We start from the raw sequence: 25660 nt of genomic DNA, 5'->3' as shown, positions 1-25660 counted from the left end.
CTAACTAATAAGTATCCGGTCTAAGTCCGTCTTCATATAATATATTACCTTCTTTAATAGTTGCCACAATGTTTATATCTTTAATTTTCTTAGAATCTATAGTAAGTGGATTTTCATTCAACACCACTAAATCAGCATATTTTCCTACTTCGATAGAACCCTTCTTATCCTCTTCAAATACAGCATAGGCACTATTAATAGTAAAAATCTTAATGGCTTCTAACACCGTAACTCTCTCATTCTCATTTGGATGATTAACTGCAGAATATATGCCTAGTAATGGATTAATAGGAGTTACATCACTATCAGAACCTCCACAAACTATAAGATTACTATGAATCATAGATTTATATGGATTTGTTTTCATGGTTCTTTCCTCTCCTAATCGCTTATCGTACATCTTACCTTTTCCTCCCCAAAAATATTCATAGGTAGGTTGAACTGATGCAACTAATCCCAACTTCCTTGCACGATTAATATGATCATTAGATGGGAGTTCAAAATGCTCTATTCTATGACGAAGTTTTTTATTTGGATATATACTATTTGCAAATTCATGAGCAGAAATTATTTGTTCAATAGCTAGTTCACCTATAGCATGTGTACCTAGCTGAATATTATTTTCGTAGCATTTTAATACAAAAGCATTTAATTCTTCTTGAGTATAATATAATATCCCTGATTTAGTATCATCATCTTTATAGGGTTCACACAATGCCGCTGTTCTTGAACCAAAAGAACCATCTAAAAAAATACTTCCACCAATTCTATTTAGATTTTTCTCCATCACCTTATCTACATTAATAGTTTGATAAAATAGTATGATATCTATTGGATAATCATCCTTTGTATCATAAATAAACTCTGCATCCTTGTCATGGAAAGTATATCCCCCCTCCATAGCATTAATTGTAGTTACCCCTTTAGCAATAGCATCCTTCAGAGTATTATTCACTGCAGAAAATCGAACTTTATTGCTAATACTCTCTAATATTTGCTTTCTAACTAATGCATTAGCAGTATGGGTAAGAACACCAGTTGGAACATTGGCTTCATTTTTAAGTACACCTTTAAGGTTTAAAGGTATAGTAAATCTATGTAACGCTAAAGAATTTAAAATACTAGTATGATACTCTTTTCTATTTATCCAAACTGGATGATCTGGAGAAATCTTATCAATCTCATATCTTGTTGGAAACCTCTTTTCTTTAAGTTTAGTTTCATCTAAACCTGCTGCCCTAACTAATGTATCCTTTGGTGTAATATCACAATAATCCTTAATAAGTTTAAAAACTTCATTGAAACTTGTGGCATTACTTAAATCTACACTAATAGAGTTCAATCCAGTTTGCACAAGATGTACATGGCTATCATAAAACCCTGGAATCACAGTCTTTTCTTTTAAATCAATTAGCTCTGTATTATTATCTGCTATATGTAAGTAATCTTCTTTAAATCCCATTTGTGTTATTATTCTATTTTTAATTGCAATCCAATTAAAGGGTTGTCCCCCTAAAAAAGTTATTATATTTCCATTATATAAAATTAAATCAGCCATATTAACACCCTCGAATTCTCATTATATACTACATTATAACATTTATAATTTTATTAATATATATTTAAGGCATCTGAAAATAAATAACAAGTCAAAGATGAGAAGTATAACACAAAATAGACGAGCATTCTGNNATTTTTTGAAGATGCCTAAAAGAGGTCCCTGAAATATTTTTACAAAATTTCCAACAGAACCTCTTCCTTAAAAATACTATATATTAAGCTATAAAATTTTAATTACATAGAAGATTACATAAATATTGATAAATAGATAAGGCCGTATCTCTTACAGTATCTATTTTTACATATTCATTGCATGCATGATAATTATCTCCATCTGGACCAAATATTATAGTTGGAGCCTTTAATCTTGAACCTATATAATTAAAATCTCCTATACTTTTAAAATAATCGATAGTGCATTTTTCCTTAGAAACTTCTTCTACACTTTCTATAAACTTCTTAACATAAGGATTATTTTCATCAACAGTATATGGAAGAAACCCCTTAGTTTCTTCATTTGGATATTCTCTTAATGAGTATTGAACCTCAGAACTAATACCCGCTCTTTTTACAGCGCTAAATAATTCCTGCTTAATATAGTCTGCATCCTCTCCATTAACCACATGTCTGAATACCGTAAAAGAGGCTTCATCAGGCACACTACAAGCTTCATTTTTACTGTTGCATCCTAAAATACATATTGAACCCTTACCTAACTTTTCATCTTCAATTAGTGTTGATTTTTCAAGCTCTATCATTAATTTTGCACAATCAACTAATGCATTTATTCCTCTTTCTGGATTTGCTGCATGAGATGATTTTCCCTTTAAAGTTACAGTATAATTAAATCCTCCTCTTGCGCCTAAACAAACACAAGGAAATGACTTTTTACAAAATCCACTACTAGGTTCTGTTACTATAGCCACATCAATATTATTGGCAATACCGTCTCTTATAACTGCATCTGTACCTAACCCATAAGGGCCTTCTTCATCAGAAACAATAGAATAAATAATTTCTCCACTAAATTCATTATGAAGTGACTTGAAAGCTTCAAGGGCAAGCATTATAGCTACTACGCCAGATTTCATATCCAAAGCTCCTAATCCATAAAGCTTATCCTCTTTAATTGTAGCCTTAAATGGATCTGTATCCCATCCGTTGCACTGATTTACAGTATCTACATGTCCATTAAAATAGATTTTAGGCCCATGTTTTTTACCTTTAAGAGTACCTATAACATTTAATCCCTGGAATTGAGTAATTTTCTTTTCTTCATAGTGATGAAATTCCGGATTTAGGTCATGCTCCTTTAGCCATGTATAAACAGTATTCATAACTTCCTTTTCATGAAAGTAAGGACTTGGAACATTAACAAGTGTTTTTAAAAGACAAATAACTCTTTCTCTATTTATATAATCTATTGCTGTTTTTCTCATAAGTATTATCCCTCTTAACTATACAGATTTATTTTCATAAGTGCTTGAAGTTTTAATATCTCCTTCTTTAAATACAAATTTATCAGTATAAGCATATATAATTGTAATCACTGGACAAAGTAATGCTAAGAATACATAAGGTATATATTCAATGGTAGTTACTCCTAAAACCCCTGAAAAATATACTCCGCATAATCCCCATGGAACTAATGGTGAAGTAACAGTTGCAGAATCTTCACAGGTTCTTGAACAAACTTGAGGAAGAATTTTAAGCTTTTTATAAGCAGGTACAAGCATTCTTCCTGGTATTATTAATGCTATATATTGACTTGCAGAGAATAAATTAACTGCAATAGCTGAAATAACGTGTGTAGTAATTAATCCACCTTGTTTATTAACTAGTCCTGACATTTTTTCTAATAAAACTTCTAAAACCTTAGTTTTTTCTAGTAATCCACCAAAGCTTATTCCTATAAATCCTAAAGATATTGTCCACATCATGCTTTGAAGCCCTCCACGGCTTAAAAGAGAATCAATTTCTGCAATTCCAGTATTAGAAACAAATCCATCATTCATGAACCCAAGCATTTCTCCAAATCCAAATCCTTGGAATAATACAGCAAATATTAATCCTATTATAGATGCTATAACCATTACTGCAAGTCCTGAAACTTTTTTAACTGCCAGAATAACTACTATAATTGGTGGAATTAACATAAGTGGATTTAATGTAAAGTTATCTGCCAATCCATTAAGTATAATATTTATTTGAGAAACATCTATAGCATCAGCTTTAAATTGAAATCCTATAACTGCATAAAGTGCTAAAGATATTATAAAAGCTGGTCCTGTAGTATAACACATAGACCTAATGTGATCAAAAAGGTTAGCTTCTGCCACGCCAGCTGCTAAGTTAGTAGAATCTGATAATGGAGACATTTTATCACCAAAAATAGATCCTGAAATTACTGCCCCCGCTGTTAATGCTGGTGGAACTCCTAACCCCATTCCTATTCCCATAAAGGCAACTCCAAAGGTAGCTCCTGTAGTATAACTACTCCCTGTTGAAACTGACGCTATTGAGCAAACTAATGCTGATGTAAATAAAAAGAATGATGGCGATATTATTTTTAATCCATAGTATATAAGTGTTGGTATAGTTCCAGCTGCTATCCATGTAGCAATAAGAACTCCTACGAGCATAAGTATAAGCATCGGTACTAATGCAATATTACATCCATAAACGATACCATCTTCAATATCCTGCCATGTAAACCCAGACATTAATGCTACTATTGCAGCAACAGTTGTTACTATAATCAGCGTAATATGGGTAGCATAGTTTTGTTTAAATACAAAAATTTGTAAAGACATTGCAACACATAAAAAAAGAATTATAAATATTGCTGCTCCAAAGCTAGGTCTTTTTTCCTGAGCACTGTTATTCGTTTTCATTGTTTTCATATCCCCCTTGATTTAGGCATCTGAAAATAAATAATAAGTCAAATATACGAGCATTCTGACTTATTTATTTTTTGAAGATGCCTTATATAATAATTACCTTAATATCAGCTTAACTTCTCCATGTTTATTTCACTGTTGGATATAATGTTTTATTAATAAATAAATCTTCTGAATTAACTAAATTAATTTTCTTTTCACAATAAAATATTGTATTTATAAGTGCACTGTTGGTTTTTCTGTTAGTATTATCTTTTACATAAAATAAACAATTTCATTAAAAGATAACATTAAGTAATCTTTTGATGAAATTGTTTATCTAATATACTACTTTTTAAATAGCCTTTATATCATTTTATTTTAATAGTTAAAATATTTTAGGCATCTGAAAATAAATAATAAGTCAAAGATGGGAAGTATATTTTGAGGATGCCTTATTCATAAAATTTTTTCTCTTAATTACTCACATGTCACTTTAAAATACTCACTCTTAGCTTTTACGATATGCCCTGAACTGTATGGCTTATTATCTATAGTTATATAAACTTTATCAACTCCATAGTATTTTCCTATAGTGTTTGTAATACTCTCTAATATAACACTTTCAAAGCCTGAACCTGCATTCATTTCTTTTACAAAATTACTGCTAAAATCTATATATACCATACCATCATCATTTAAATATAAACTATTTATAGTTACATTTTTACCTATCAATTGTCCCTTATTATTTCCTGGAAAATCCTTGAATAAATTCTGAATACTAATTTTAGTTATATCATTAGTTGCAAAAGAAAAATTTCTATCTTCATAATGAATATTATAATTTTCATCTGGATAATTTTCATCTGGATAATAACATCTTATACTTTGAGTTAATCTTACATTCTCTTCAATATTCTTCAAAGTTGAAGTAACTTTCATATTATTAGCATCATAAATAGATTTAATTAGCCCCTTATTAACAGCGTAATACTGTAAATCCATTTGGCCATTGATATTTTCTGTAGTAACTTCAAGAGCACTACACTCTTCACTACCTATTGAAATCTTCACATCCATCTTGGAAATATATCTCTTACTTCCATCTGATAATTTCCATGCTGTACCTACCACTAGAGGCTCCTTTAATAATATTTCATCTATATTAGCTACTTTATTTGTAAAATTTTCTCTATAGTAGCACTCATTTCTTTGAAAAATTTTTTTAAGCTCCCCATTACTATTTTGTAAAACCGTTACTGTTTCTGTTCCTCCATTGTTACTTCTTAGTTGAACCTTATTTCCATTTATATAATCAACGTAGGTAACATATTCTGCATACTCTGAATTTGTACCAGCATAGTTGTATTTTACGTTTTCCTTAAAAGTAAAATAGTCATCTATACTATAGCTTGACTTGCTGTTATTATTACTTTCATCTGGTTTAGTAGTATTATTCTCTTTACTAGTTTCTTTGGAATCGGTATTTTTTTCATCTTTTAAGGTATTATCAGCGTTGTTTGTTACAACATTATTAGTATCTACATGAATATTCTTATCTTCTTCACTATTTTTATTACCACAACCTGTAAGAAAAACTGCTACTGCAAAAATTATTACAAGAATCACTTTTCTTCTCACAACAATCCCCCCCTAAAATACTCTCTATATAGTATACGTAAATTAACCAAATAATCCTACAAAATAAAGATTAAATTTCCTCCCTTATAATCCTATTTTCTAAATTTACTATACTTTCAAAATCAGTAGACTATAAATTTATCTCTTTTTATATTTTAAATTAGTACCACTAAATATAATATATGGTTGAATAGTACTTTTATCTTCAGCTCTTACTTGAATTTTTCAAGGTGCTAATATGCTTGATTTTATAGAGAAATATCTAAGTAAAATCAAAACAGCTGATATTCTATTTTTCACTACTATAGTTACTATAAATAAAGCAATATTTATAGACTAGACACATAACCATGTTTAAATATATAGGTATTTACTGTAGTTATTAGTATGCATTATTCACGAGTTTACCTTGCATATTATTATTAAAATTTATTGAAATATCTTATTAACTTACTTCATAATCTCAATTTCTATTCCCTTTGCTTTAGCTGCATTTATAAGTTCATTATTAACATTAAGTGGTGAATATAAAGAAATTTTTTTCAATGTAGGTATACTAAGTAATTTATCATAATTCTCAATAACTTTATCATATAGTATAAGCTCTCTTAAATTAGTAAGGTTTTCTATGCCATCAAAATTTGGAACCCCTGTAACAGATAGTGAAAACTTCTCAACTTTCGGGAAGTTTTTCAAACCTGAAAGGCTAACAGGCTTCTTAGTCTGAATATTAAGATCTTTTACATCTGGAAAATATGGCATATCTTCTAAAGAACCTTTCTTAGGAAAAACAATTACTAAGTCTTCTAGGTTTTTAAAGGTATCAATCTCTCCAAATTTATTTAAGTTTCCATACCAAATAGACATTCTCTTTAGGTTTTTACATTTTAAAAGAGGACTATAATCCATAATAAAACCTTCATCATCTATATAAAGAGTTTTTAGAGAATCCATACTTTCAATTCCACTTAAACTTTTTACTTTATTGACACCGCTAATCAGCATTTCATCTATCTTATCTAATTCTCCTTGTTTTAAAGAAAGAAAGGCAGGCTTTTTTATTTCCTGTGAACGTTTTATTTCCGCTTCTAAATTTCCATCCTTTATTATTCGATTAGAATACAGATAGTAGTTTGTGGAAAAAAACAATATACCTAGAACTATAACTAAAGCAATCTTTATTTTCTTTTTATCAGAATTCTCTTTAACTGCATAAAAAATAGTTAAAACTGCTGTCACTATAAAAATTACAATATAGTTAGGAATATAGATATAAAATAATCTAAATAGAAAATAATTTAATACAGGAAAAATCCATAAGATATATTCCTTCCAATTTCCTCTATGAAAAGCAATACCAGCTACCATTAAAACAATCCAAAATACTGGAGAATCAGCACTAGTGTCATAGATGCTAGAAAAACATAATTGAAGACACATAAATGCTATTAGCATAAATATACCTATTAGATACTCCCTTTTATAGTTTTTAGGCTTATCTTTAGTTTTAATCTCTTCATTATTAATAGTATTATCCATTTTAAACCTCCAGCAATAAATTAGAACTAAATTCAACCTCTAATCTTACTTAGCTTTGAAATTACGTTATAAATATAATTAAGATTGCTTCTATATCATACCATAATGCCTATATTAAACCAAATAATTGAACAAAAGTTGATATTTTTTTCACTAACTTAATGGGGTTTCTAATAATTCTATATTGGCAGTTTTGTTAAAATTCACCGATTATGTTTCTTAATTAACGTAAATGCTATAGTATTTTAAAATACGAATATTCTCTTAATCTATAAAAGTTAAAGTTCTAATCATTCTATCCTCTCCTATGATGCTATTTTCAAATACTTCTTTAGCATTATCTATAAATTCTACAGGCTCCATCATAGCTGGACTGAAGTGAGTCAATATAAGCTCCTTAACTCTACCTTCCTTTGCTAGCGTAGCAGATTCCTTAAAAGTCATATGCTTATTCTTCACAGCTTTATCTATATCCTCATCACTACCATAGGTACCTTCACAGATAAACAAATCACTTTCCGCTATAAAGTTCACCATGGAATCCATTGGTCTACTATCTGTTATTAAACTAATTTTAACTCCCCTTCTCTCATCTCCTAATACCATATCTCCAGTATATGTTTTACCTTCAAAGGTTACTTCTTCTTGCTTTTGGAGTTTACTCCATAAAATTTTAGGAATATTATTCTCCATAGCTTTTTCTACATTAAACTTTCTTTCTCTTTTAAAATAAAAGCTATATCCCATACATGGTGCTGAATGATCTACCTCTAGAGTGCTTAATATTATTTCACTACTATGGATTTTTGAATGTTCACTATTCTCTACAATATGTATACCTTCCTTTGACAGGCTAAGCTCTACCTCTGAAGGAGCTTCTATGATATTCACCTCATAAGGTAAATATTCTGCCACAACCCTCAATCCATTTACAACTCTAGTAATTCCTTCAGGTCCAATTATAGTTAGTGGCTCTGTTCTCCCACTATTCCCTATGGTTGAAAGAAGTCCAGGAAGACCTATAATATGATCTCCATGGGTATGGGTAATACATATAATATCAATGGATTTAAAGCCCCATGCCACCATTTTCATGGATACTTGAGTACCCTCTCCACAATCTATAAGTATCTTTCGCCCCTTATAACTAATTAAAGTAGCTGAAAGGCTTCTATCTGGCATTGGCATAGAACCTCCACAACCTAATAAACATACATCTATCATAATTTATCTTTAGTGGGAGATTGTATTACAATCCTCCCCACTAAAGTTCACCTCCTTCCATTATATACACTCTTTAGTGTCTAATAAGCTATCTTATATGCCTTTAAATTTCTGACATTGATTATATCAATACTTTAATTATTAGATTGATACAAATTTATAAGTTCTACTTATTTTCGTATTATTTTCACTCTTTCTTTTTTTATATTATATATCATAATTATGGAATTTATTTAAACTATAGTTGATAAAATTTCGTAACATATATCTGCAATTACAGTAATTTTATAAAAAAAATAAAGACAAACTTCACATTCTGTTGTATAAGTTATTTTGCCAACAATCTTTAACAACAGGAGTAAAGTACACGTCTCATAGAAGTATTTTAGTAGAAAAATCACCAATAATCTAATTTTTGTTTAAACTTTAGCTTATTTTTTCAAATTGCACAATAATATACTTATAATAAATGTATTAAATAGTTTTTTATACCCTCATACACCTATTACATTCTAGACTTTTAATATATGCAATAGTAAAATTTAATTATGACTTAGGAGGGATATGTATGAAATTTATCGATTTAAGAAGTGATACTGTAACAGAACCAACAGAAGCTATGAGAAAGGCCATGTATGAAGCTAATGTGGGAGACGATGTCTATGGTGATGATGAAACCACTGTAAAACTCGAAAAATATGCGGCAGAATTAGTGGGAAAAGAAGCTGCACTATTTGTTCCTAGTGGAACCTTTGGAAACCAGCTATCATTACTTACTCATTGCAGACAGGGAAATGAAGTTATTCTGGGAAATGATTGTCATATAGTTTGTCATGAAGTTGGGGCCGCTTCAGTTATTGCTGGAGTTCAACTTAGAACATTAAAAAGTAATAATGGTGAACTTTCACCTAATGAAATAGAGGCAACTATAAGAAAAGAAGAGGATATCCATTACCCTGATACAGCACTAATTTGTCTTGAGAATTCTCACTCTAATGGAAGAGTTATTTCTCTAGAAAATATGGCTGAAATCAGAAAAGTAGCAGATAAATATAATTTACCTATACACCTAGATGGTGCAAGATTATTTAATGCAGCTGCTTACCTAGATCTAGATGTAAAAGAGATAACTAAAAATGTAGATACAGTAATGTTCTGCCTATCTAAAGGTCTTTGTGCTCCTGTAGGCTCTATTTTAGCTGGTAGTAAAGCTTTCATTGATAGAGCTAGAAAATATAGAAAACTAATGGGTGGCGGCTTAAGACAATGTGGTGTTATAACTGCAGCTGGCCTTGTTGCTCTTAAAGATATGAGAGATAATTTAAAGGTAGACCATGAAAAGGCTATTTATTTAGCTAAAAGATTATCTGAAATACCTGGAGTTAAGATAGTAGAAGATAATTTACACATAAATATGGTATTCTTTGAATTACCTACTTCTGTAGATTCTTCAGGTTTAGTTCATTATCTTTTAGAAAAAGGTATAAAAATTTGTGATGTGGAAGATGGTCTAATGAGATTTGTGACTCACTATTGGATTAGTAATAAAGATATAGATTTTGTTATAGGCGCAATGAAAGATTACATAACTACTTAATAAATAAAAGGGATATTTCATAATTAACTAAGCTTTAAAGTTACACTTATTAGTAACTTAGTTATATTAATGAACTATCCCTTTAGTGTTATGTATTATTCCATATTAATTTATATAATTAGTTTGCATTTTAATGTAGATAAATTGCAATAACAAATTGAACTAATTTCTATGCTATTTTATTTCTTAAATTAATTATTGTTAACCTCTTAATGTCTTTCTTTTATATAATATACCCAATGAAATACCTACAAGAACTATGCTACTACCAACAATTAAAGGATAGTAATTATATTCAGAAGTTTTATTAACTTCAGTAGTATTTATAGCCAATAAATTTGCTGGCTCAAGGTCTTCATAGTTTATGGCACCACTTGTACCTGTACATATTTCGAAAATTGGCTTCAATGCTTCTTCTTCAGCTTTTTTTTGATTTTCTAATGCTGATGTCTTTCTAGCTTTAAAAAAATCACCTGCTAAATATGGAGTAAACTTTTTACAAGTTTCAACCTTTTCATCATAAGTAACCCCATCGCTTAAAGGAATTATTATTTGTTGTCCATTTTCTTTTAAATATAATGCTGCATTCAACCCTTTAATTCCAACAACAACTTTTAAATCTTTAGGATCTTTTATGTTTATACTATCTAATAAATCTTCTATATTTTTCTCATTAGATAAATATTGTATAGTCTCTTCTGCCATTATAAGATTTCCAGAACAAATACTTCCCCAACCTTCTATTGTTTTTACGTCACTTGGCGGGTCTTTTACAAATAATATAGAGTCAATAAATTGTTCTTCACTATCTCTATATACTGTTATAATAGCATTTTGTTTAGCAATAAATTCATCCAAATCACCTGTTTCTTGATAAGTTTTATAAAAGTCAGATGATAAAATATCAGCAAATGCATATATTTTTATATTTTCTCCTGCTTGTACATCTTTAGGATCTTCTATAGCTTGTAAACCTCCAATATTTTCTTGTCTCCTCTTATATGCTTCAATGACCATACGTTTATCTGTGGATACATCGGCAATAGTATTATTAAAACTATCATTTTCTTCTGTTGAAAGCAATATCTGTTTATCTGATTGATTTTGTACATCATTAGTTTCAGCTGATACTGATGTTGTTAATACTGTCATTATTAAGAGTGTTAAAGCAACTATTTTCTTCATATTCATTCTCCTTAAAATAAACTTTTGACAACATTAATCAAAAATCGTTACATTTTTTGATTAATTAGTATCACATGTATAATCGTAGCATATTTTGAAAAATTATTCCAGAATAATTTAATATAATTAAAAATATATGATTTATTTCAAGAAGAAGTAACAATATCTAACATCTTTGATAAGGGCTTAGTTTTTTAGAAGTTATTTTTATGTTAAATTAATATAAATTTGGTTATATTATACATAAAGCATAGTAAAATTATATTGTTATAATAATTGTATTTTAGGTTAATATTTCTATTGTAACAATAATTACTTAAAGATTTAACTTATTTGGGAGGTTTGATTATGGAATTTCTACTGAAGGGCATAATGTCCATCACTTGGCAACATCTTATAATGTTAGCTATAGGTGCAGGACTAATATGGCTTGCTATTAAGAAAGGTTTTGAACCAGCACTTTTATTACCAATGGGATTTGGTGCTATTCTTGTAAACTTACCGCTCTCTGGAGCTGTAACTCAAATTATCAACGGTCATGAAGAAATTGGGATAATAGATAATTTATTTAATATGGGTATAGCTAATGAGCTATTTCCACTTATTCTTTTTATAGGTATTGGAGCTATGATTGACTTCGGCCCATTACTTACAAATCCAAAAATGCTTTTATTTGGTGCTGCAGCGCAATTTGGTATATTCTTTACCATTTCATTAGCAGCATTACTAGGTTTTTCATTAAAAGATGCAGCTTCTATTGGAATTATAGGTGCTGCTGATGGACCTACTTCTATCTTTGTTGCAAACTTTTTTAAAAGTAACTACATAGGCCCCATAACTGTGGCTGCCTATTCTTATATGTCTTTAGTTCCAATCATTCAACCTGCTGCTATTAAGCTGGTAACAACTAAAAAAGAAAGACAAATAAGAATGAAATACAATCCAAAATCAGTTTCTAAAACTACAAAAATATTATTTCCAATAATAGTTACTGTTATAGCTGGTCTTATTGCACCGACTTCTGTATCTCTAATAGGCTTCTTGATGTTTGGTAACTTAATTAGAGAATGTGGTGTTTTAGAGAGATTATCTTCTACTGCACAAAATGAACTCGCTAACCTTGTAACTTTACTTTTAGGAATTACTATAGCTGCAAAGATGAAAGCTGAATTCTTTGTAACCCCACAAACATTTATGATTATAGGCCTTGGTTTAATTGCCTTTATCTTTGATACTATAGGTGGAGTTTTATTTGCTAAATTTATCAACCTATTTATAAAGGAAAAAATTAATCCAATGGTTGGAGCAGCTGGAATATCTGCATTCCCTATGTCTGCCAGAGTAATTCAAAAAATGGGCCAGAAGGAAGATCCTCAAAACTTCTTATTAATGCATGCAGTTGCTGCTAACGTATCTGGACAAATAGGATCCGTTATAGCCGGTGGATTAATTCTCTTCTTAATTGGAGGTGGAATGTAATGAATATGGATGTATTCATGGAAAGTTTAGTTATAATGGTTAAAGGTATGGGCGGAATCTTCGTCGTGATGCTTATAATATTTTTAGCTATTAAAGGATTGAGTTATTTATTTAAAGGTGAAGAATAAACAGAGTTCTTTGCTTCAGATGGGGTTTCTACTCCCACTGAAGCTTACTAACAGACTTCTTAGTATTAGTATTTTTAATACTTAGAAGTCGTTGTCCTTTANNAATCGCTTTCACAGAGTGCGATTGGATTATTAGAGCAGGTAGTCATCGGATAAATAATGTATTATATAAAATTAAGGAACCCCATATGGGGTTCCTTAATTTTTGAGTCTATGCTTATTTCATGCAGTAATACTAAGATAGAAGTTACTATTACTGCTTAATTCAAGAAAATACTGATAATTCTTTTAGCAAAGGTTTAATCTTTCTTATAAAGTTTATACCAGTTAAATTCATGATTACTAATTTCTATATTATCAATAAATTTAAATCCACATTTTTGTATTACTCTATTAGAGGATATGTTATTTCTTAAAGCTAAAGCACTTAAAGCATCTATACTTGTTTCTTGAAACAAATATTTAATCAATGCTTTGGCAGCTTGTGTAGTATAGCCTTTATTTCTATGATACTTTGAAATCGCATAAGCTATCTCTGTATTACAATTAGGTAAATCACGATTTTGACATGCACAACACCAACCAATAAACTCATTTGTTTTCTTTAATATGATGCCGAAGATTATTGCATGATTTTCAACATTTGGAATAGCTTTTAAAAACTCCTTGTTTTTCTTTATATATATATTGACCATCCAGTCTTCGTACTGCTCTCTTGTCCCTATCCAATCAGGTAAATAATCTGTTATTTCAGGTTGTAGTGTAAGCGCGTATAATTCATCTAAATCCTCTAATCTAAATTCTCTTAAGACTATATCTTCGCCATCTATCATAAAAATATCTTCTGCGCTTATGCAATCTAAGGTTCTGTTTTTTTCATTATTCATAGTCATTATCACCTCTCATTTATATCAAAAAACTCAATTTAATTTCACAGAAAGATTTCTCCATTAGAAATCATAATGCAAATTAAGGAATTCGCTAAATATATACATCTAGCTACATTAGCTGTAGTTAGCATCGAAGATACTGAGTATAGAGTATATAAATACAAAGGTAAAGTTTCCAAGGTTGATAATGCATTAATCTTAATTTGCCATGAAAAGAATTAGTGCATTTTGTCTATTAGCAAGCTAAAAACAATATACCCATAGAAACAGTACTCACTGCTCTAAATTATATTCTACCAGCCTGGACTTTTATTTTAATTTCCTGAAATAGTAACACCTTCAATCTTCATCCAAGGAGTTATAGAACTACCAGTATTTAAAGTCTCTATAGATATTTCCTCTATATTATTAAACATATCCTTTAAATTTGAAGTTATCATAGTTTCAGTTATAGCATACTTAATTTCTCCATTTTCAACATAAAAGCTATTCTTAGCAACACCTGAAAAATCTCCATTTGATGCTGGCATGCCTCCTGAAAATCTTCCTAAAATTATCCCTTTTTTAGTTGATTTTATTATATCTTCTAGGGACTTATCCCCATTATCTACAACTATATTAAATGTAGTTTTAGTAACTGGTTTTCCAGTTTTCTTTGCAGTATATAATCCTATGATAAAAGACTTTAATATACCCTTGTCTATGATACTTATATTCTCTGTTTTATAACCATCTTCCGTTATGAAACTCTTATTAGCAATTTCATCACATAGAGGCATACATCTAACTGTAAGATTATCATTAGCAATCTTTTCATTTAACTTATCCTTCAAAATACTTGTACCACTTATTAGTGCTCCATCTCCGAGGAAATTTATATTATAATAATATAGCATTTCTACTACCAACTCTGGAGTCAAAATTACGTCTCCAACAAACTTATCCTTTATTCCCTCACAATTAAGTTGACTAACTATATCCTTAAATCTTTGTCTAACATCAGCATATTCCATAAAATCTAAAGGTAATTCATTAAAGTCATAAGCAAAGCCTGTAAAAGATGTAGACTTTTCACCTTCCTTTGCTAAGAAAAATATGTTAGCTCTATACATACCTTTTACTATTTTAAAATCTACACCATTGGAATTTACGAAATGCGTTTCACTACTATTAAATTCTACTGTAGTACTATCCATAAACTTAATCTGTGGAAACTCTTCCCTTAGCTTTTTTAAAAACACACTTGTAAATTCATACATCTTATATAAGTCTGGCTCACTAACTCCACTACTAAACTCTTCTTTAGGTTGCTCTTCTGCAATATCATTACACTGATCACTCTCTGCTGATTCACACATTTCCATTAATTCTTTAATCTTTATATTTATCGCTTCTTCATCTAGCTTATTTAAAGCTATAGTAGATTTTTTATCATCTTTTATAGCTACTAAATCTATATTAGTATCAATTGTTGTTCTTAAAAGAGTTATATCTTCATTTCCAAAATTCAACTCATGTTTCTTATTATTTTTAAGAATGCATTGAGCCTTATCCGCCCCTTGCTTCATTATATTTTCAATACAATATAAGGCTATTGGTCTATTTTCCATACTATTTTCCCCCTATATTTACTTTACATTTAATTGCAGGCCCACCCATGCCTACAGTTATAGGTTGTTTCTTTCCACACATTCCACCGTTTAACCATAAAAGATCATCGGATACCATAGTAACCGTCTTTAACATATCAAAGGCTACTCCTGATATAGTTGTATCCTTTATGGCTTTACCCAGCTTTCCATTTTTTATCTCATAGCCCATGGTTACTCCAAACATAAACTCACTAGTAGCATCAGCTTGACCATTGCTAGGATTCATTATATAGTATCCATCCTCCACAGACGCAATCATATCTTCAAGTTTATCCTTTCCTGGAAGGATACAAGTGTTTCGCATTCTTATTATAGGCTCATCTGAAAACTCATAGGCTCTTGCATTTCCTGTTGGTGCTACATTAAACATACTTGCACTTTCCTTATTATGCATATATCCCTTTAAAATACCATTCTCTATTATAGTTACGTCTTCAGCCTTGGTTCCTTCATCGTCTATATATATAGGTACTGGGCATGTATTTTCAAAAGCTGTATTGGCATAATCCACTAAAGTAATTAATGGACTAGCTACCTCCTTGTTCATATATTCACCTGCTATAGATCCAGATAACACAAAATCTGCCTCTGTAGTGTGTCCAACTGCTTCATGAGCGAGGATACCAGCTAAATCTGTAGCCAATATACACTCTTTTAATCCTCCATTAGCATATACTCCCTCAGCCTTTTCTCTTAGTCTTTCATAAGTCTTATCTATTCTTTCATACAAGCTCTGTGGATTAGTAAAGTTATCTTCAAATTGACCCAATCCACCTATCACCTCATATAATTCTACAGGCACACCATTACCATCATTAACCACTAAATCTATAATTATATTTGCCCTTGGTAAAAATGAATATAATTCAGTTCCTGAAGATGTAATAAGGCTTTTTTCCATATTTAATTCATCAATCATTATGTTTCTACTAATCAGATTATTATATTTTTTTAGAATATAATTATCTATCTCTTTAGTAAATTCTATTAACTGTTTTTGAGTTAATCTTACCTTCTTTGTAGCAAAGGATTTTTCTATAGAATAGTTTGAAGTTACTAACTCTCTATTCTTACTCACTGACTTAGAATTTAAAAATTCCCCGTTTTGCCTTGCAAGATCTAATACTTGTCTAATGTTTTCATTATTAATATTGGAATTAGATGCAAATCCCCATGATCCATTCACATATGCTCTTGCAGAAATACCACTGGAAGATGATCTAACATTCTGAATTAAGTTGCCATTCATCATCATTATACATATTGATGAATTTTCTTGGCATCTAAGCTCTGTATATCCTTTTAGCAGATCAGAATATTTACTTAAACTTGATATAATCATAAAATTCCCCCCTAAATAAACATGCAATTCCTCTTCTATTATTATACATTATTTACATTAATTTAAAACTATTTTTCTAATATTTAACACTACCTACTTTATTTTAAATGTAGTTAATCTTCTTAGAAGCCAACATTCCTTAATAGTAGTCCAGGTCTTGCACCTATGTTCAACTAAAATTTTATCTCCAATGCTAACTTTTCCCACTTTATTTTTGATATTCTATTTTCCCCATAAACTTACTCTTGTAAATGATTTTTTTATTTTAACTGAACATACACTAAAGTAATAAATATATAACTTTATAGAGAATCTTTTCTTAGTTTATCTAAATTAGTTCCTAATACGCCTATTATGATACTCACAATACCTATTATGTGATAATAATAAAGCGATTCATTTAATAAAAGTACTCCTGCAACCACAGTAACTAAAGTAGATAAATTATTAAAAACACTCATTTTAGGAGCGGATATTATAGACAAAGCATAATTTGATAAAAGTGATGTTACAACAGATGATAAAATACCTAAATATAAAATTGATATTAAAAAATCATGACTGCTAAATGCGCTAAAATATGTCTTTAGGTTTCCCTTATAAAGTCTGTCTACTATGGATAAAGCATTGAAGCTTATAAATCCTATGAAAATCATCACATATGTTACATCAATAAATTTATATTTTTGAACTATCTTTTTTGCTGAAATATTATAACTAGATGAAGAAACTGCTGATAAAAAAATTAATACAATTCCAATAAAACTAGATGATTTAAAATTAATTCCTTTCATTAAAAAAATATAAGCCACCCCTCCTACAGATAAAAATACTGATATCTTTTCTAATAAAGTAGTTTTTTCCTTTAATACGAATGTTGCCAATATTAAGGTAATAATTGGTATGGTAGCATGAATTATCCCTGCTTCTGATGAAGATATATATGACAATCCAAATGATTGAAAAGCAAAAAATAATGTAGGATAAAATATTGAAAGTGGGAGTATTTTTTTAATGTCCTCCAAGCCTATATTTAGTTTTATCCATCCTAATAGTATTGGAATAGAAATAGTAATGAAAGAAACTGTAAATCTATGAGCTAATATATTTAATGGATCTGTGTAAATAAGGGAATTTTTCATAAATATAAATGAAAGCCCAACAATTAGAGCATTTGCAATTGCTGATAGATACGCCATTTTTGTCTTTTTCATAAAAGTTTAACCTCCTTATTCTAGTTGTTTGTATTTCTATTTAATCATCTTATACTATATGTTACAATGAAAATAAATCTTAACTGTACCAGTTCAGATTTATTAGAGGAGGTTATTATATGTATAAATATTTAGATGTTCTGAATAAAATTGAATATATGATAGAAAATGAAGAATTCAAGCAAGGTGAGAAGATTCTTTCCATTAGAAAATTTGCAAATCTTTTCAACTGCAATAAATGGACTATAATCCGTGCCTTAGAAGAATTAGAAAAAAAGCATATTATATATTCAGTTCCACAAAGTGGATACTATGTAGTTCCTAAAAAAGATATTTTAAATCAAAATGAGGCACTGATTACAGATTTCTCATCTTCAGCTCCAGATTCGAATGTATTTCCCTATATTGACTTCCAACACTGTATCAACCAGACAATCAATACCTATAAAAATGAGTTGTTCATATATGGAACGCCAAAAGGCTTACCATCTCTAGTATCTGTCATCAGGAAAGAACTTGCACACTATCAGGTCTTTGCAAATGATAGAAACATATTTATCACATCTGGTGTTCAACAAGCATTATCTATTTTAACATTACTCCCTTTTCCCAATAATAAACATACTATTTTAATTGAACAACCTAGCTATCATTTGTTTATTGAACAACTAGAAACTCAAAAAATTTCAACAGTAGGCATTAAAAGAGATTATTCTGGAATAGATCTTGAAGAATTAGAACGTATCTTTAAAGAAATGGATATAAAGTTTTTTTATATAATGCCAAGATATCATAATCCTTTAGGCTCTTCCTTATCACAAAAAGATAAGCAGGAAATTTTAAAACTAGCTAATAAATATGATATTTATATTGTTGAGGATGATTTTTTATCAGATTATGAAACTGATTCTAAAGCAGATCCAATTTATTCATATGATGACCAATCTCGTGTCATTTATTTGAAGAGTTTTTCTAAGATTATCTTTCCAGGACTTAGGGTTGGAGTTGCTGTTGTTCCCGATTTACTTACAGAATTATTCAGTAAATACAAAATATATTCTGACGTAGACACATCTATGCTATCCCAAGCTGCCTTAGAACTTTATATAAAGAGTGGCATGTTTGAAAAACATAGGAAAAAAATGAGACATTCCTATTCTCAAAGGGCAAAGAAACTCCATGATTCATTAGAAAAGTATAATACTATTAATAATGGTACTGAGATGTATCAGAATCATGGAAATTACTGCATTCACACATGTATTGAACTTGGTATTAAAATTAATATTAAAAACCTCCTAAAAGAATCAGGAAAGAACTCCATACTTATTTCAGATACAGCATCAAATTACTTGCAAAATTTTGATGATAAGAAAAACTATATTAAACTAAATACCTCTAATGTTCCATATGAATATATAGAAAATGGAATAAAGGATATTGTAGATATAATAGGTAAATAAAAAGATAATCTGCTACTCCTTAATATATTAAAACCAGCTTGTATCTCAAATCATAGAAAAACAAAATGTGACAACTTAAATACTAAGATATCACATTTTACTTTTTTCAGCTTCCTTTATCACAATAATCCTTTTACAGGTGTCAAACATCATATCTAAATCATGACTGGTAATTATCTTTGTATGTTCAAAGCTTTTTAATAAACTCATTACTCTCCGCCTTGATTTAGGGTCTAAAGCTGCTATTGGCTCGTCCATTATCAATACATCCGGTTCCATTGATAAAACAGACGCAATTGCAGCAGATCGCTTTTCTCCACCTGATAGTTTAAAGGGGGCTCTGTCTTTCAAGTGAGATATTCCTACCAATTCTAAAGACTTTACTACTCTACTTTCAACTTCTTTTTCATCAAGCTTGTAATTTCGTGGTCCAAAGGCCACATCATCATAAACAGTTGTCATAAACAACTGATCATCAGGGTCCTGAAAAACCATTCCTAATCTCTGACGTATCATTGGTAATGTCTTTTTTGTTACATGGATATCTCCTACCAAAACCTCTCCCTTATTAGGAAAGAGAACACCCATCAAAAGCATCAGTAGTGTAGACTTTCCAGCACCATTTGCACCAATAATTCCCACAGATTCACCATGATGAATTGTGAATGATATATTTTTTACTGCTGCATGTCCATCCGGATACGAAAAATGCAGGCTCATTACCTCAAGTTTATATTAATTATGCCTTAATCTATATAAAATAATAGCATTATATTTTAATTATGCTTTAATCCATATATTTTATATCTGCCTTGCAATCTCAAAAGCTATCATCATATATCTTTCTCTTTCACTTAAATCTAGATTACCAAGGATTCTTTTTTCCCACTTTGTACTATCTAAATTATCTGCTGAGTATAGAAATTGAAAAAACTCTACTCCTCTAAACTTGCACATGGACGCTAATGATGCACATTCCATATCCACAGCAATACATCCTTCAGCCTTTCTTTTTTGCATATTTCCTATAGTTTCTCTATAAATTGCATCAGTTGTCCAAGTCTTTCCCTTAACATAAGGTATTTCTAAATCATCTAATATTTTTGCTAACTTATCGGCATTTTCAATAGTTACATAATCACTAGGTCTCATATAGTGATAACTTACCCCTTCATCTCTATATGCTTCCGTTGGAACTATTAAATGTCCAGCTGTAATATTTTTATCTAAAGAACCACAAGAGCCATATATTATAACCTTCTCTGCTCCCATGGCTATAATTTCTTCAAGGGTACCTGTTGCAAAGGAGCCTCCCACTGGAGTCATATAAAATCCTATATCAGTTCCCTTATAATTCATTCTATAAATAATTACTTCCCCATTAACAGACCTTGTAACTCCTACTTGTACTACCCCTTCTAACTTTGAAAAAACCTCCATTACCTTGTGAGAAAAAGTAGCTATTACAACTTTAGGAAAACCTTCAATTCTTTCTATTATTTCCTCTGGATTTATTATAGCCTCCATACTCTCATCAAAACTATGAATTATACTCATTTTTTTCCTCTCCTTTCCCCTCTTATCAACTTTACTCACCATTCTGATTTTCTTTTAGATTCTTAAGAAAATCTTCTACTTCTCTTGGATTCTCAAGCACTATTATCTTCTTTTTATTTTCATAGTTTTTGAGCTTTTCCAAAACCTTAGGTCTTTCATTTTTATTGAATTTCAATACCCATTTAACAAACTCTAAATCTAGCTTTTCTTCGCATCCCTCTGTCATATCTGGCCTTTTCTTCCCTTTGAACATGAATCTTCTCTTTACAATTCTATAGGTGCAAAGTAAGGTAGACATATTAAGAAATATTATTGTATCTGCTGAGTTTAACCTAATATCCATAGTTGGTCTGTAATTTCCATCTATAATCCATTGTTCCTTACTAGCTAATTCTTTTACTACAACCTCCCATTTCTCTGCTGGTGTTTCTACCCATCCTGGACTCCAATATAAAGTGTCCAAATGATATACAGGTAGATTTAATATGCTTCCTAACTTACGTGAAAACGTAGATTTACCTGACCCACCACTTCCTATGACAGCAATCTTCTTCATTACAATACTTCCTCTCTAATTTCAAGCCACTCTCTTTTCAGTAAATCCATATACATTACATCTGAAAACTTTCCAGTTCTACTATCAAAGAAGCCTTCTCTTATAATTCCAATTTCTTTAAAACCTAAAGTTCTATATAGACTATGAGCTCGTTTATTATCTATCATGCTAGTAAGCTCAATCTTATTCAAATTTAAAAACCTAAACATAAAATCTATAAAATGACTTAAAGCATCTTTCCCATAACCCTTTCCTTGCTCTTCCCTACAAATCTTTATTCCAAATTCGCATTTTTGCTCCCTTTTATCCCATCCACAATAATTCATTTCACCTATGGGAATCATTCCATCTTTTTTACAGATTATAAATCTTTTATTGGTAGCATATAACTGTGAATTTAAAGCTTCCTTTTCTATACTATTTCTTATTGCAGTCTTACTCTCTAAAGTACCATAAGCTAAGGTCGCATGGGCCATAAAGCTTCCATCATTCCACCACTTATATAAATATTCTTCATCACCTAATTCAAGTTGCCTTATAACTACACTTTTCCCCTCTATCATAATTAACTCCTTTAGTATTTTATAAAATCAAAACCTAGAACCTCTATATGCTCACTCTTATTTAAAGTTTTATCCGATGACTACCCGCTCTAATACTCTCATCTTCTTCAAAGTGAGAGTAAAGAGCGGCTACGTCCCTGGATAACGATTTTCCCTAAAGGACAACGACTTCTAAGTATCAAAAATACTGATACTTAGAAGTCTGTTAGTAAGCTTCAGTGGAAGAATCCCCACTCTGAAGCAAAGAACTCTGTTTATCTTAATTCTTTCTAATTTCATATTATTACTTCTTATTACTTCTTGAATAAAGCTCTGCCCATGCTGGGAAAAATCCTGAATTTATAGCAATATTTTGTGAGTGAAAATGGGATTCCACCGTTCCATAAAAAGGAACCTTTCCTCTCTTTAAAATTTCATTCTTTAGAAGTTTAACTAAGGTTGTTCCTATTCTCTTACCTCTATGCTCTGGCAGAATATCAATACCTATTTGCCACATGGTTTTACTATCTGCACTGGCACCTGCCATGCCAATTATTTCATTCCCATCCCAAGCAGAGACTGCGAGCACATCTGGATGACTTTTATCAAAAGCAAAGGCTTCTCCAAATCTCTCATCACCCTCGAACTTCAAAATTTCTTCTTGCTCGTACCATTTTATATCATAAATAGGTTTATCCATCTCTTGCACATCGGGATTTGGTAGATAATAATGGTGAGCATCTGCTATCTCATGGCCAACCTCCTGTAGCTTTTTATCAATAGCCCTAAGCTTAGGATATTCAAATAACCATGCCGCACTTGCATTAATAAATTTTTCCTCAAACCATGGCATCAATGTAGGGGTTGTACTGATAATTGCTTTATTTCTAAAACATAGTATCTTAAGAGCACATCCATCATTATCATAAATTCTTCTACCTTCAACAAGTTTATTCTCAACTATTGTATTTACTTCTTTTTTAAAATCAGCTACTTCACAGTTATAATCTAAAGCTAGCTGCTCCTTAGCAATTCGTATAATTTCATTTTTTGTATACATATTATCTTCCCCTTTATAAATATAATATTTTCTGTATTTTAATTCTTACTTTCACTACTCAATTCATCCTTTAATACTTTATAAAATCAAAACCTAAAACTTCTATATGCTCACTCTTATTTAAAGTTTTATCATAATTCTTTCTAAGCTGTATCATATTTAAATGATCAAAGCCACATTCCTTATATAGCTTAATAGCACTAGAATTCCTTGGAATTACATCCACAAACATAGCCTTTATATACTTTTCTTCCATGAGCTTATCAATTTCCTTTATAGCCTCTTTTCCTAAACCTTTACCTCTATACTCATCTACTATAAATATATCTTCTAACCAAGCAGCATCTTGTCCACCAAATCTTAAATGAATGAATCCTATTAATTCATCTTGAAAGAATATATTATATACATGTCCATCGTAAAGCCATTCCTTTAAATCCTTTTCTGATTCTTCATTAACCTGCCAGAACTCCTTAGGTGCATTAGTTAACTTTCTATGATAATTAAAAAAATCTGTTATCATCTCTACCGTTGGTTTATATAAATTTTCTTCTATTTTCTTTATTGTAATACTCATAATTGCATTTAGTGAACCTTGTCCAGTATAACTTGAACCTTCACTAAAACTCACCTCTTTTCTTTTGGTATTATTACATTTTATAATTCGTTAAATATTAAGATCGTCTAATAAATAAACTTTTAAATAATTACTTAAACATATCAATCTGCACTTCATGTTTATTTGATACAAATCCAAGGCTTTCATATAAATGAATTGCATATATGTTACATTCATCTGCTTGAAGAAACCCTCGCACTGCACCATTCTCTTTACCATAACTCAATGCTTGTGTGACTAACTTTCTTCCAATACCCATTCTTTGATATTCAGGTCTTACCGCCACTTCTCTTATCCATGCAATTGGTCCCTTTTGACTATCGTGAGCATACGTAGCTGTACACACTAAACCTACTATTTCCCCTAGGCTATTTCTACTAATTAAGATTGTGTTATTTTTTGTTCCTGTGCTTAGCGCTTCTGTACCATTTAACCATGACTTTATCCACTCTGTTGTTTGTCCTACAAAACCACGACTTTGCCCTTTGCAAGACCTAGTAATCTCAGAAGCAATTTCTGCATCAATCTGATTTAAAAACTCATATTTTAAATCACAGTTTACATCTTCAAGAGTGTCCTTGGAATAATCATTCCATTTAGCCCATACCTTTAATCCAGTATTCTCTAAGCCTAAAACGAACTCATCTGGAATAAAAGTTATTAAGAAATTATCATTTTGTGTTTCTATTGCACTTATTAATATTTGCTCATCATTTGCTGCCCAATGGTATTGATATATTTTACTTTCATTATTATAGCCATATATTAATATCATATTTTCATTTTGAAGTACTATCTTAAAATTCTCTACCTCATCATAATCAGTATATTTCATTGATGAATATTTAAAGTTAATTATTTCTTCCTTAATCTCTAAAAATTCCTGCCTTGTCATAGTTACCCCCATAAATTTCTAGTTAACTATATATTACCACTATATCTTTAATCTATATTAATTTATTCTTCCATACCTTTAAGCCAATCATCCTTTAATATTGCATATACACTTACATCGTAAAAGCCTCTATCATCACTGAACTTAGCTTGCCTTAATGTGCCTTCATACTTCATTCCACTTTTCATCATTACCTTTCCTGAAGCACCATTATTAGTATCATGAGTTGCTACTATTCTATTAAATCCAACTTCAGAAAATAAGTAATGAATTACAGCCTTTAATGCTTCAGTCACTATACCCATATTCCAATATTTCCTTGACACACAATATCCTACTTCACCTGAATAATGTTTTTTATCCATCCTCACTAAAGAAATTTCACCTATAACTTCTCCAATATCTCTTAATACAATGGCCCAATTATAGTTATCATCATTTTCATACTCTAAAGTCCACTGCTTTATAACATCTGTAGTTTCATCTACATTATGGTGTGGTTTCCAAGATAAAAATTTTCTTACCTCACTATCGGTTGCCCAATTTTTAAACATATCATGTGCATCAGCAACTTCAAGTTTTCGTAGTAAAAGCCTATCTGTATTTATTATTTGTGTCCCCTTATGTGTCAACAT

At 30.3% G+C, this 25660-nt stretch carries 24 protein-coding genes; 5 read left to right on the top strand and 19 right to left on the bottom strand.

Annotated features, from left to right (window positions below):
- Positions 1–4: 4 nt before the first annotated feature.
- From B3W71_RS14335 to B3W71_RS14310, 6 genes are all read right to left on the bottom strand, one after another.
- Positions 5–1558: an amidohydrolase gene (locus tag B3W71_RS14335; RefSeq protein WP_346889617.1), complete on the bottom strand. Its 1554-nt coding sequence runs from the start codon at positions 1556–1558 to the stop codon at positions 5–7.
- Between the two features lie 232 nt (positions 1559–1790).
- Positions 1791–2999: an ArgE/DapE family deacylase gene (locus B3W71_RS14330; protein ID WP_346889616.1), complete on the bottom strand. Its 1209-nt coding sequence runs from the start codon at positions 2997–2999 to the stop codon at positions 1791–1793.
- Between the two features lie 18 nt (positions 3000–3017).
- Complete coding sequence (nhaC, locus tag B3W71_RS14325) at positions 3018–4454, bottom strand: Na+/H+ antiporter NhaC (RefSeq protein ID WP_346889615.1); 1437 nt, start codon at positions 4452–4454, stop codon at positions 3018–3020.
- 465 nt (positions 4455–4919) lie between these two features.
- Positions 4920–6083: a GerMN domain-containing protein gene (locus B3W71_RS14320; RefSeq protein ID WP_346889614.1), complete on the bottom strand. Its 1164-nt coding sequence runs from the start codon at positions 6081–6083 to the stop codon at positions 4920–4922.
- A 450-nt stretch (positions 6084–6533) separates the two neighbouring features.
- Complete coding sequence (locus B3W71_RS14315; protein ID WP_346889613.1) at positions 6534–7622, bottom strand: hypothetical protein; 1089 nt, start codon at positions 7620–7622, stop codon at positions 6534–6536.
- Positions 7623–7886: 264 nt separating this feature from the next.
- Positions 7887–8846 (bottom strand): ribonuclease Z, encoded by a 960-nt coding sequence (locus tag B3W71_RS14310; protein ID WP_346889612.1) that lies wholly within the window; start codon positions 8844–8846, stop codon positions 7887–7889.
- A 568-nt stretch (positions 8847–9414) separates the two neighbouring features.
- Here B3W71_RS14310 and ltaE point away from each other — a divergent pair.
- Positions 9415–10443 (top strand): low-specificity L-threonine aldolase, encoded by a 1029-nt coding sequence (ltaE, locus tag B3W71_RS14305; RefSeq protein WP_346889611.1) that lies wholly within the window; start codon positions 9415–9417, stop codon positions 10441–10443.
- Between the two features lie 201 nt (positions 10444–10644).
- On the opposite strand, the gene B3W71_RS14300 is transcribed toward ltaE, so the two are convergent.
- Positions 10645–11628: a hypothetical protein gene (locus tag B3W71_RS14300; protein ID WP_346889610.1), complete on the bottom strand. Its 984-nt coding sequence runs from the start codon at positions 11626–11628 to the stop codon at positions 10645–10647.
- A gap of 348 nt (positions 11629–11976) precedes the next feature.
- Here B3W71_RS14300 and B3W71_RS14295 point away from each other — a divergent pair, with 348 nt between their 5' ends.
- Both B3W71_RS14295 and B3W71_RS14290 read left to right on the top strand, forming a co-directional pair.
- Positions 11977–13107, top strand: coding sequence for a sodium ion-translocating decarboxylase subunit beta (locus B3W71_RS14295; RefSeq protein WP_346889609.1), 1131 nt, complete (start codon positions 11977–11979; stop codon positions 13105–13107).
- Positions 13107–13235, top strand: coding sequence for an OadG-related small transporter subunit (locus B3W71_RS14290; protein ID WP_346889608.1), 129 nt, complete (start codon positions 13107–13109; stop codon positions 13233–13235). Before B3W71_RS14295 ends, B3W71_RS14290 begins: the two co-directional genes overlap by 1 nt.
- 299 nt (positions 13236–13534) lie before the next feature.
- Here the strand turns inward: B3W71_RS14290 and B3W71_RS14285 are convergent, their stop codons facing one another.
- Complete coding sequence (locus B3W71_RS14285; protein WP_346889607.1) at positions 13535–14122, bottom strand: GNAT family N-acetyltransferase; 588 nt, start codon at positions 14120–14122, stop codon at positions 13535–13537.
- Positions 14123–14197: 75 nt separating this feature from the next.
- Here B3W71_RS14285 and B3W71_RS14280 point away from each other — a divergent pair, with 75 nt between their 5' ends.
- Complete coding sequence (locus B3W71_RS14280; RefSeq protein WP_346889606.1) at positions 14198–14347, top strand: hypothetical protein; 150 nt, start codon at positions 14198–14200, stop codon at positions 14345–14347.
- Positions 14348–14439: 92 nt separating this feature from the next.
- On the opposite strand, the gene B3W71_RS14275 is transcribed toward B3W71_RS14280, so the two are convergent.
- The 3 genes from B3W71_RS14275 to B3W71_RS14265 form a co-directional block, all read right to left on the bottom strand.
- Positions 14440–15735: a metallopeptidase TldD-related protein gene (locus B3W71_RS14275; RefSeq protein WP_346889605.1), complete on the bottom strand. Its 1296-nt coding sequence runs from the start codon at positions 15733–15735 to the stop codon at positions 14440–14442.
- A gap of 1 nt (position 15736) precedes the next feature.
- Complete coding sequence (locus B3W71_RS14270; protein ID WP_346889604.1) at positions 15737–17119, bottom strand: TldD/PmbA family protein; 1383 nt, start codon at positions 17117–17119, stop codon at positions 15737–15739.
- A gap of 302 nt (positions 17120–17421) precedes the next feature.
- Positions 17422–18333 carry a DMT family transporter gene (locus B3W71_RS14265; RefSeq protein ID WP_346889603.1) on the bottom strand — a complete coding sequence of 304 codons (912 nt, stop codon included), beginning with the start codon at positions 18331–18333 and terminating at the stop codon, positions 17422–17424.
- 119 nt (positions 18334–18452) lie between these two features.
- Between B3W71_RS14265 and B3W71_RS14260 the strand changes: the two genes are divergently transcribed.
- Positions 18453–19796, top strand: a complete 1344-nt coding sequence (locus tag B3W71_RS14260) for a PLP-dependent aminotransferase family protein (RefSeq protein ID WP_346889602.1) — start codon at positions 18453–18455, stop codon at positions 19794–19796.
- Positions 19797–19886: 90 nt separating this feature from the next.
- Here the strand turns inward: B3W71_RS14260 and B3W71_RS14255 are convergent, their stop codons facing one another.
- The 8 genes from B3W71_RS14255 to B3W71_RS14220 all read right to left on the bottom strand — a co-directional run bounded on the left by B3W71_RS14255 (position 19887) and on the right by B3W71_RS14220 (position 25660).
- The gene (locus tag B3W71_RS14255; protein WP_346889601.1) at positions 19887–20516 is read right to left on the bottom strand and encodes an ABC transporter ATP-binding protein; all 630 of its coding nucleotides are present in this window, start codon (positions 20514–20516) and stop codon (positions 19887–19889) included.
- An 81-nt stretch (positions 20517–20597) separates the two neighbouring features.
- Positions 20598–21353, bottom strand: coding sequence for a nucleoside phosphorylase (locus B3W71_RS14250; protein WP_346889600.1), 756 nt, complete (start codon positions 21351–21353; stop codon positions 20598–20600).
- Positions 21354–21384: 31 nt separating this feature from the next.
- Positions 21385–21909, bottom strand: a complete 525-nt coding sequence (locus tag B3W71_RS14245; protein WP_346889599.1) for a DNA topology modulation protein — start codon at positions 21907–21909, stop codon at positions 21385–21387.
- The gene (locus tag B3W71_RS14240) at positions 21909–22472 is read right to left on the bottom strand and encodes a GNAT family protein (RefSeq protein WP_346889598.1); all 564 of its coding nucleotides are present in this window, start codon (positions 22470–22472) and stop codon (positions 21909–21911) included. Before B3W71_RS14240 ends, B3W71_RS14245 begins: the two co-directional genes overlap by 1 nt.
- Before the next feature lie 283 nt (positions 22473–22755).
- On the bottom strand, positions 22756–23511 hold the full coding sequence (locus tag B3W71_RS14235; RefSeq protein ID WP_346889597.1) for a GNAT family N-acetyltransferase: 756 nt from the start codon (positions 23509–23511) through the stop codon (positions 22756–22758).
- Between the two features lie 70 nt (positions 23512–23581).
- Positions 23582–24142, bottom strand: coding sequence for a GNAT family N-acetyltransferase (locus tag B3W71_RS14230; protein WP_346889596.1), 561 nt, complete (start codon positions 24140–24142; stop codon positions 23582–23584).
- 76 nt (positions 24143–24218) lie between these two features.
- Positions 24219–25025, bottom strand: a complete 807-nt coding sequence (locus tag B3W71_RS14225) for a GNAT family N-acetyltransferase (RefSeq protein ID WP_346889595.1) — start codon at positions 25023–25025, stop codon at positions 24219–24221.
- Positions 25026–25087: 62 nt separating this feature from the next.
- Positions 25088–25660 (bottom strand): GNAT family N-acetyltransferase, encoded by a 573-nt coding sequence (locus B3W71_RS14220; protein WP_346889594.1) that lies wholly within the window; start codon positions 25658–25660, stop codon positions 25088–25090.

It is taken from the genome of Clostridium sp. UBA1056, from assembly GCA_002316385.1.
In the GTDB taxonomy this organism is placed as follows: domain Bacteria; phylum Bacillota; class Clostridia; order Clostridiales; family Clostridiaceae; genus Clostridium_J.
The sequence above is the reverse complement of the archived record's forward strand: the minus strand, read 5'-3'. Positions and strand labels throughout refer to the sequence as shown.

Excerpts from the sequence above, each read along its gene's own strand:
- B3W71_RS14220 (WP_346889594.1), bottom strand. The coding sequence starts at position 25,660 with ATGTTGACACATAAGGGGACACAAATAATAAATACAGATAGGCTTTTA.
- B3W71_RS14240 (WP_346889598.1), bottom strand. The coding sequence starts at position 22,472 with ATGATAGAGGGGAAAAGTGTAGTTATAAGGCAACTTGAATTAGGTGAT.
- B3W71_RS14270 (WP_346889604.1), bottom strand. The coding sequence starts at position 17,119 with ATGATTATATCAAGTTTAAGTAAATATTCTGATCTGCTAAAAGGATAT.
- B3W71_RS14290 (WP_346889608.1), top strand. The coding sequence starts at position 13,107 with ATGAATATGGATGTATTCATGGAAAGTTTAGTTATAATGGTTAAAGGT.
- B3W71_RS14280 (WP_346889606.1), top strand. The coding sequence starts at position 14,198 with ATGCAAATTAAGGAATTCGCTAAATATATACATCTAGCTACATTAGCT.
- B3W71_RS14330 (WP_346889616.1), bottom strand. The coding sequence starts at position 2,999 with ATGAGAAAAACAGCAATAGATTATATAAATAGAGAAAGAGTTATTTGT.
- nhaC (WP_346889615.1), bottom strand. The coding sequence starts at position 4,454 with ATGAAAACGAATAACAGTGCTCAGGAAAAAAGACCTAGCTTTGGAGCA.
- B3W71_RS14315 (WP_346889613.1), bottom strand. The coding sequence starts at position 7,622 with ATGGATAATACTATTAATAATGAAGAGATTAAAACTAAAGATAAGCCT.
- B3W71_RS14225 (WP_346889595.1), bottom strand. The coding sequence starts at position 25,025 with ATGACAAGGCAGGAATTTTTAGAGATTAAGGAAGAAATAATTAACTTT.
- B3W71_RS14335 (WP_346889617.1), bottom strand. The coding sequence starts at position 1,558 with ATGGCTGATTTAATTTTATATAATGGAAATATAATAACTTTTTTAGGG.
- B3W71_RS14295 (WP_346889609.1), top strand. The coding sequence starts at position 11,977 with ATGGAATTTCTACTGAAGGGCATAATGTCCATCACTTGGCAACATCTT.
- B3W71_RS14285 (WP_346889607.1), bottom strand. The coding sequence starts at position 14,122 with ATGAATAATGAAAAAAACAGAACCTTAGATTGCATAAGCGCAGAAGAT.
- B3W71_RS14245 (WP_346889599.1), bottom strand. The coding sequence starts at position 21,909 with ATGAAGAAGATTGCTGTCATAGGAAGTGGTGGGTCAGGTAAATCTACG.
- B3W71_RS14260 (WP_346889602.1), top strand. The coding sequence starts at position 18,453 with ATGTATAAATATTTAGATGTTCTGAATAAAATTGAATATATGATAGAA.
- B3W71_RS14255 (WP_346889601.1), bottom strand. The coding sequence starts at position 20,516 with ATGAGCCTGCATTTTTCGTATCCGGATGGACATGCAGCAGTAAAAAAT.
- B3W71_RS14250 (WP_346889600.1), bottom strand. The coding sequence starts at position 21,353 with ATGAGTATAATTCATAGTTTTGATGAGAGTATGGAGGCTATAATAAAT.
- B3W71_RS14235 (WP_346889597.1), bottom strand. The coding sequence starts at position 23,511 with ATGTATACAAAAAATGAAATTATACGAATTGCTAAGGAGCAGCTAGCT.
- ltaE (WP_346889611.1), top strand. The coding sequence starts at position 9,415 with ATGAAATTTATCGATTTAAGAAGTGATACTGTAACAGAACCAACAGAA.
- B3W71_RS14300 (WP_346889610.1), bottom strand. The coding sequence starts at position 11,628 with ATGAAGAAAATAGTTGCTTTAACACTCTTAATAATGACAGTATTAACA.
- B3W71_RS14275 (WP_346889605.1), bottom strand. The coding sequence starts at position 15,735 with ATGGAAAATAGACCAATAGCCTTATATTGTATTGAAAATATAATGAAG.
- B3W71_RS14310 (WP_346889612.1), bottom strand. The coding sequence starts at position 8,846 with ATGATAGATGTATGTTTATTAGGTTGTGGAGGTTCTATGCCAATGCCA.
- B3W71_RS14265 (WP_346889603.1), bottom strand. The coding sequence starts at position 18,333 with ATGAAAAAGACAAAAATGGCGTATCTATCAGCAATTGCAAATGCTCTA.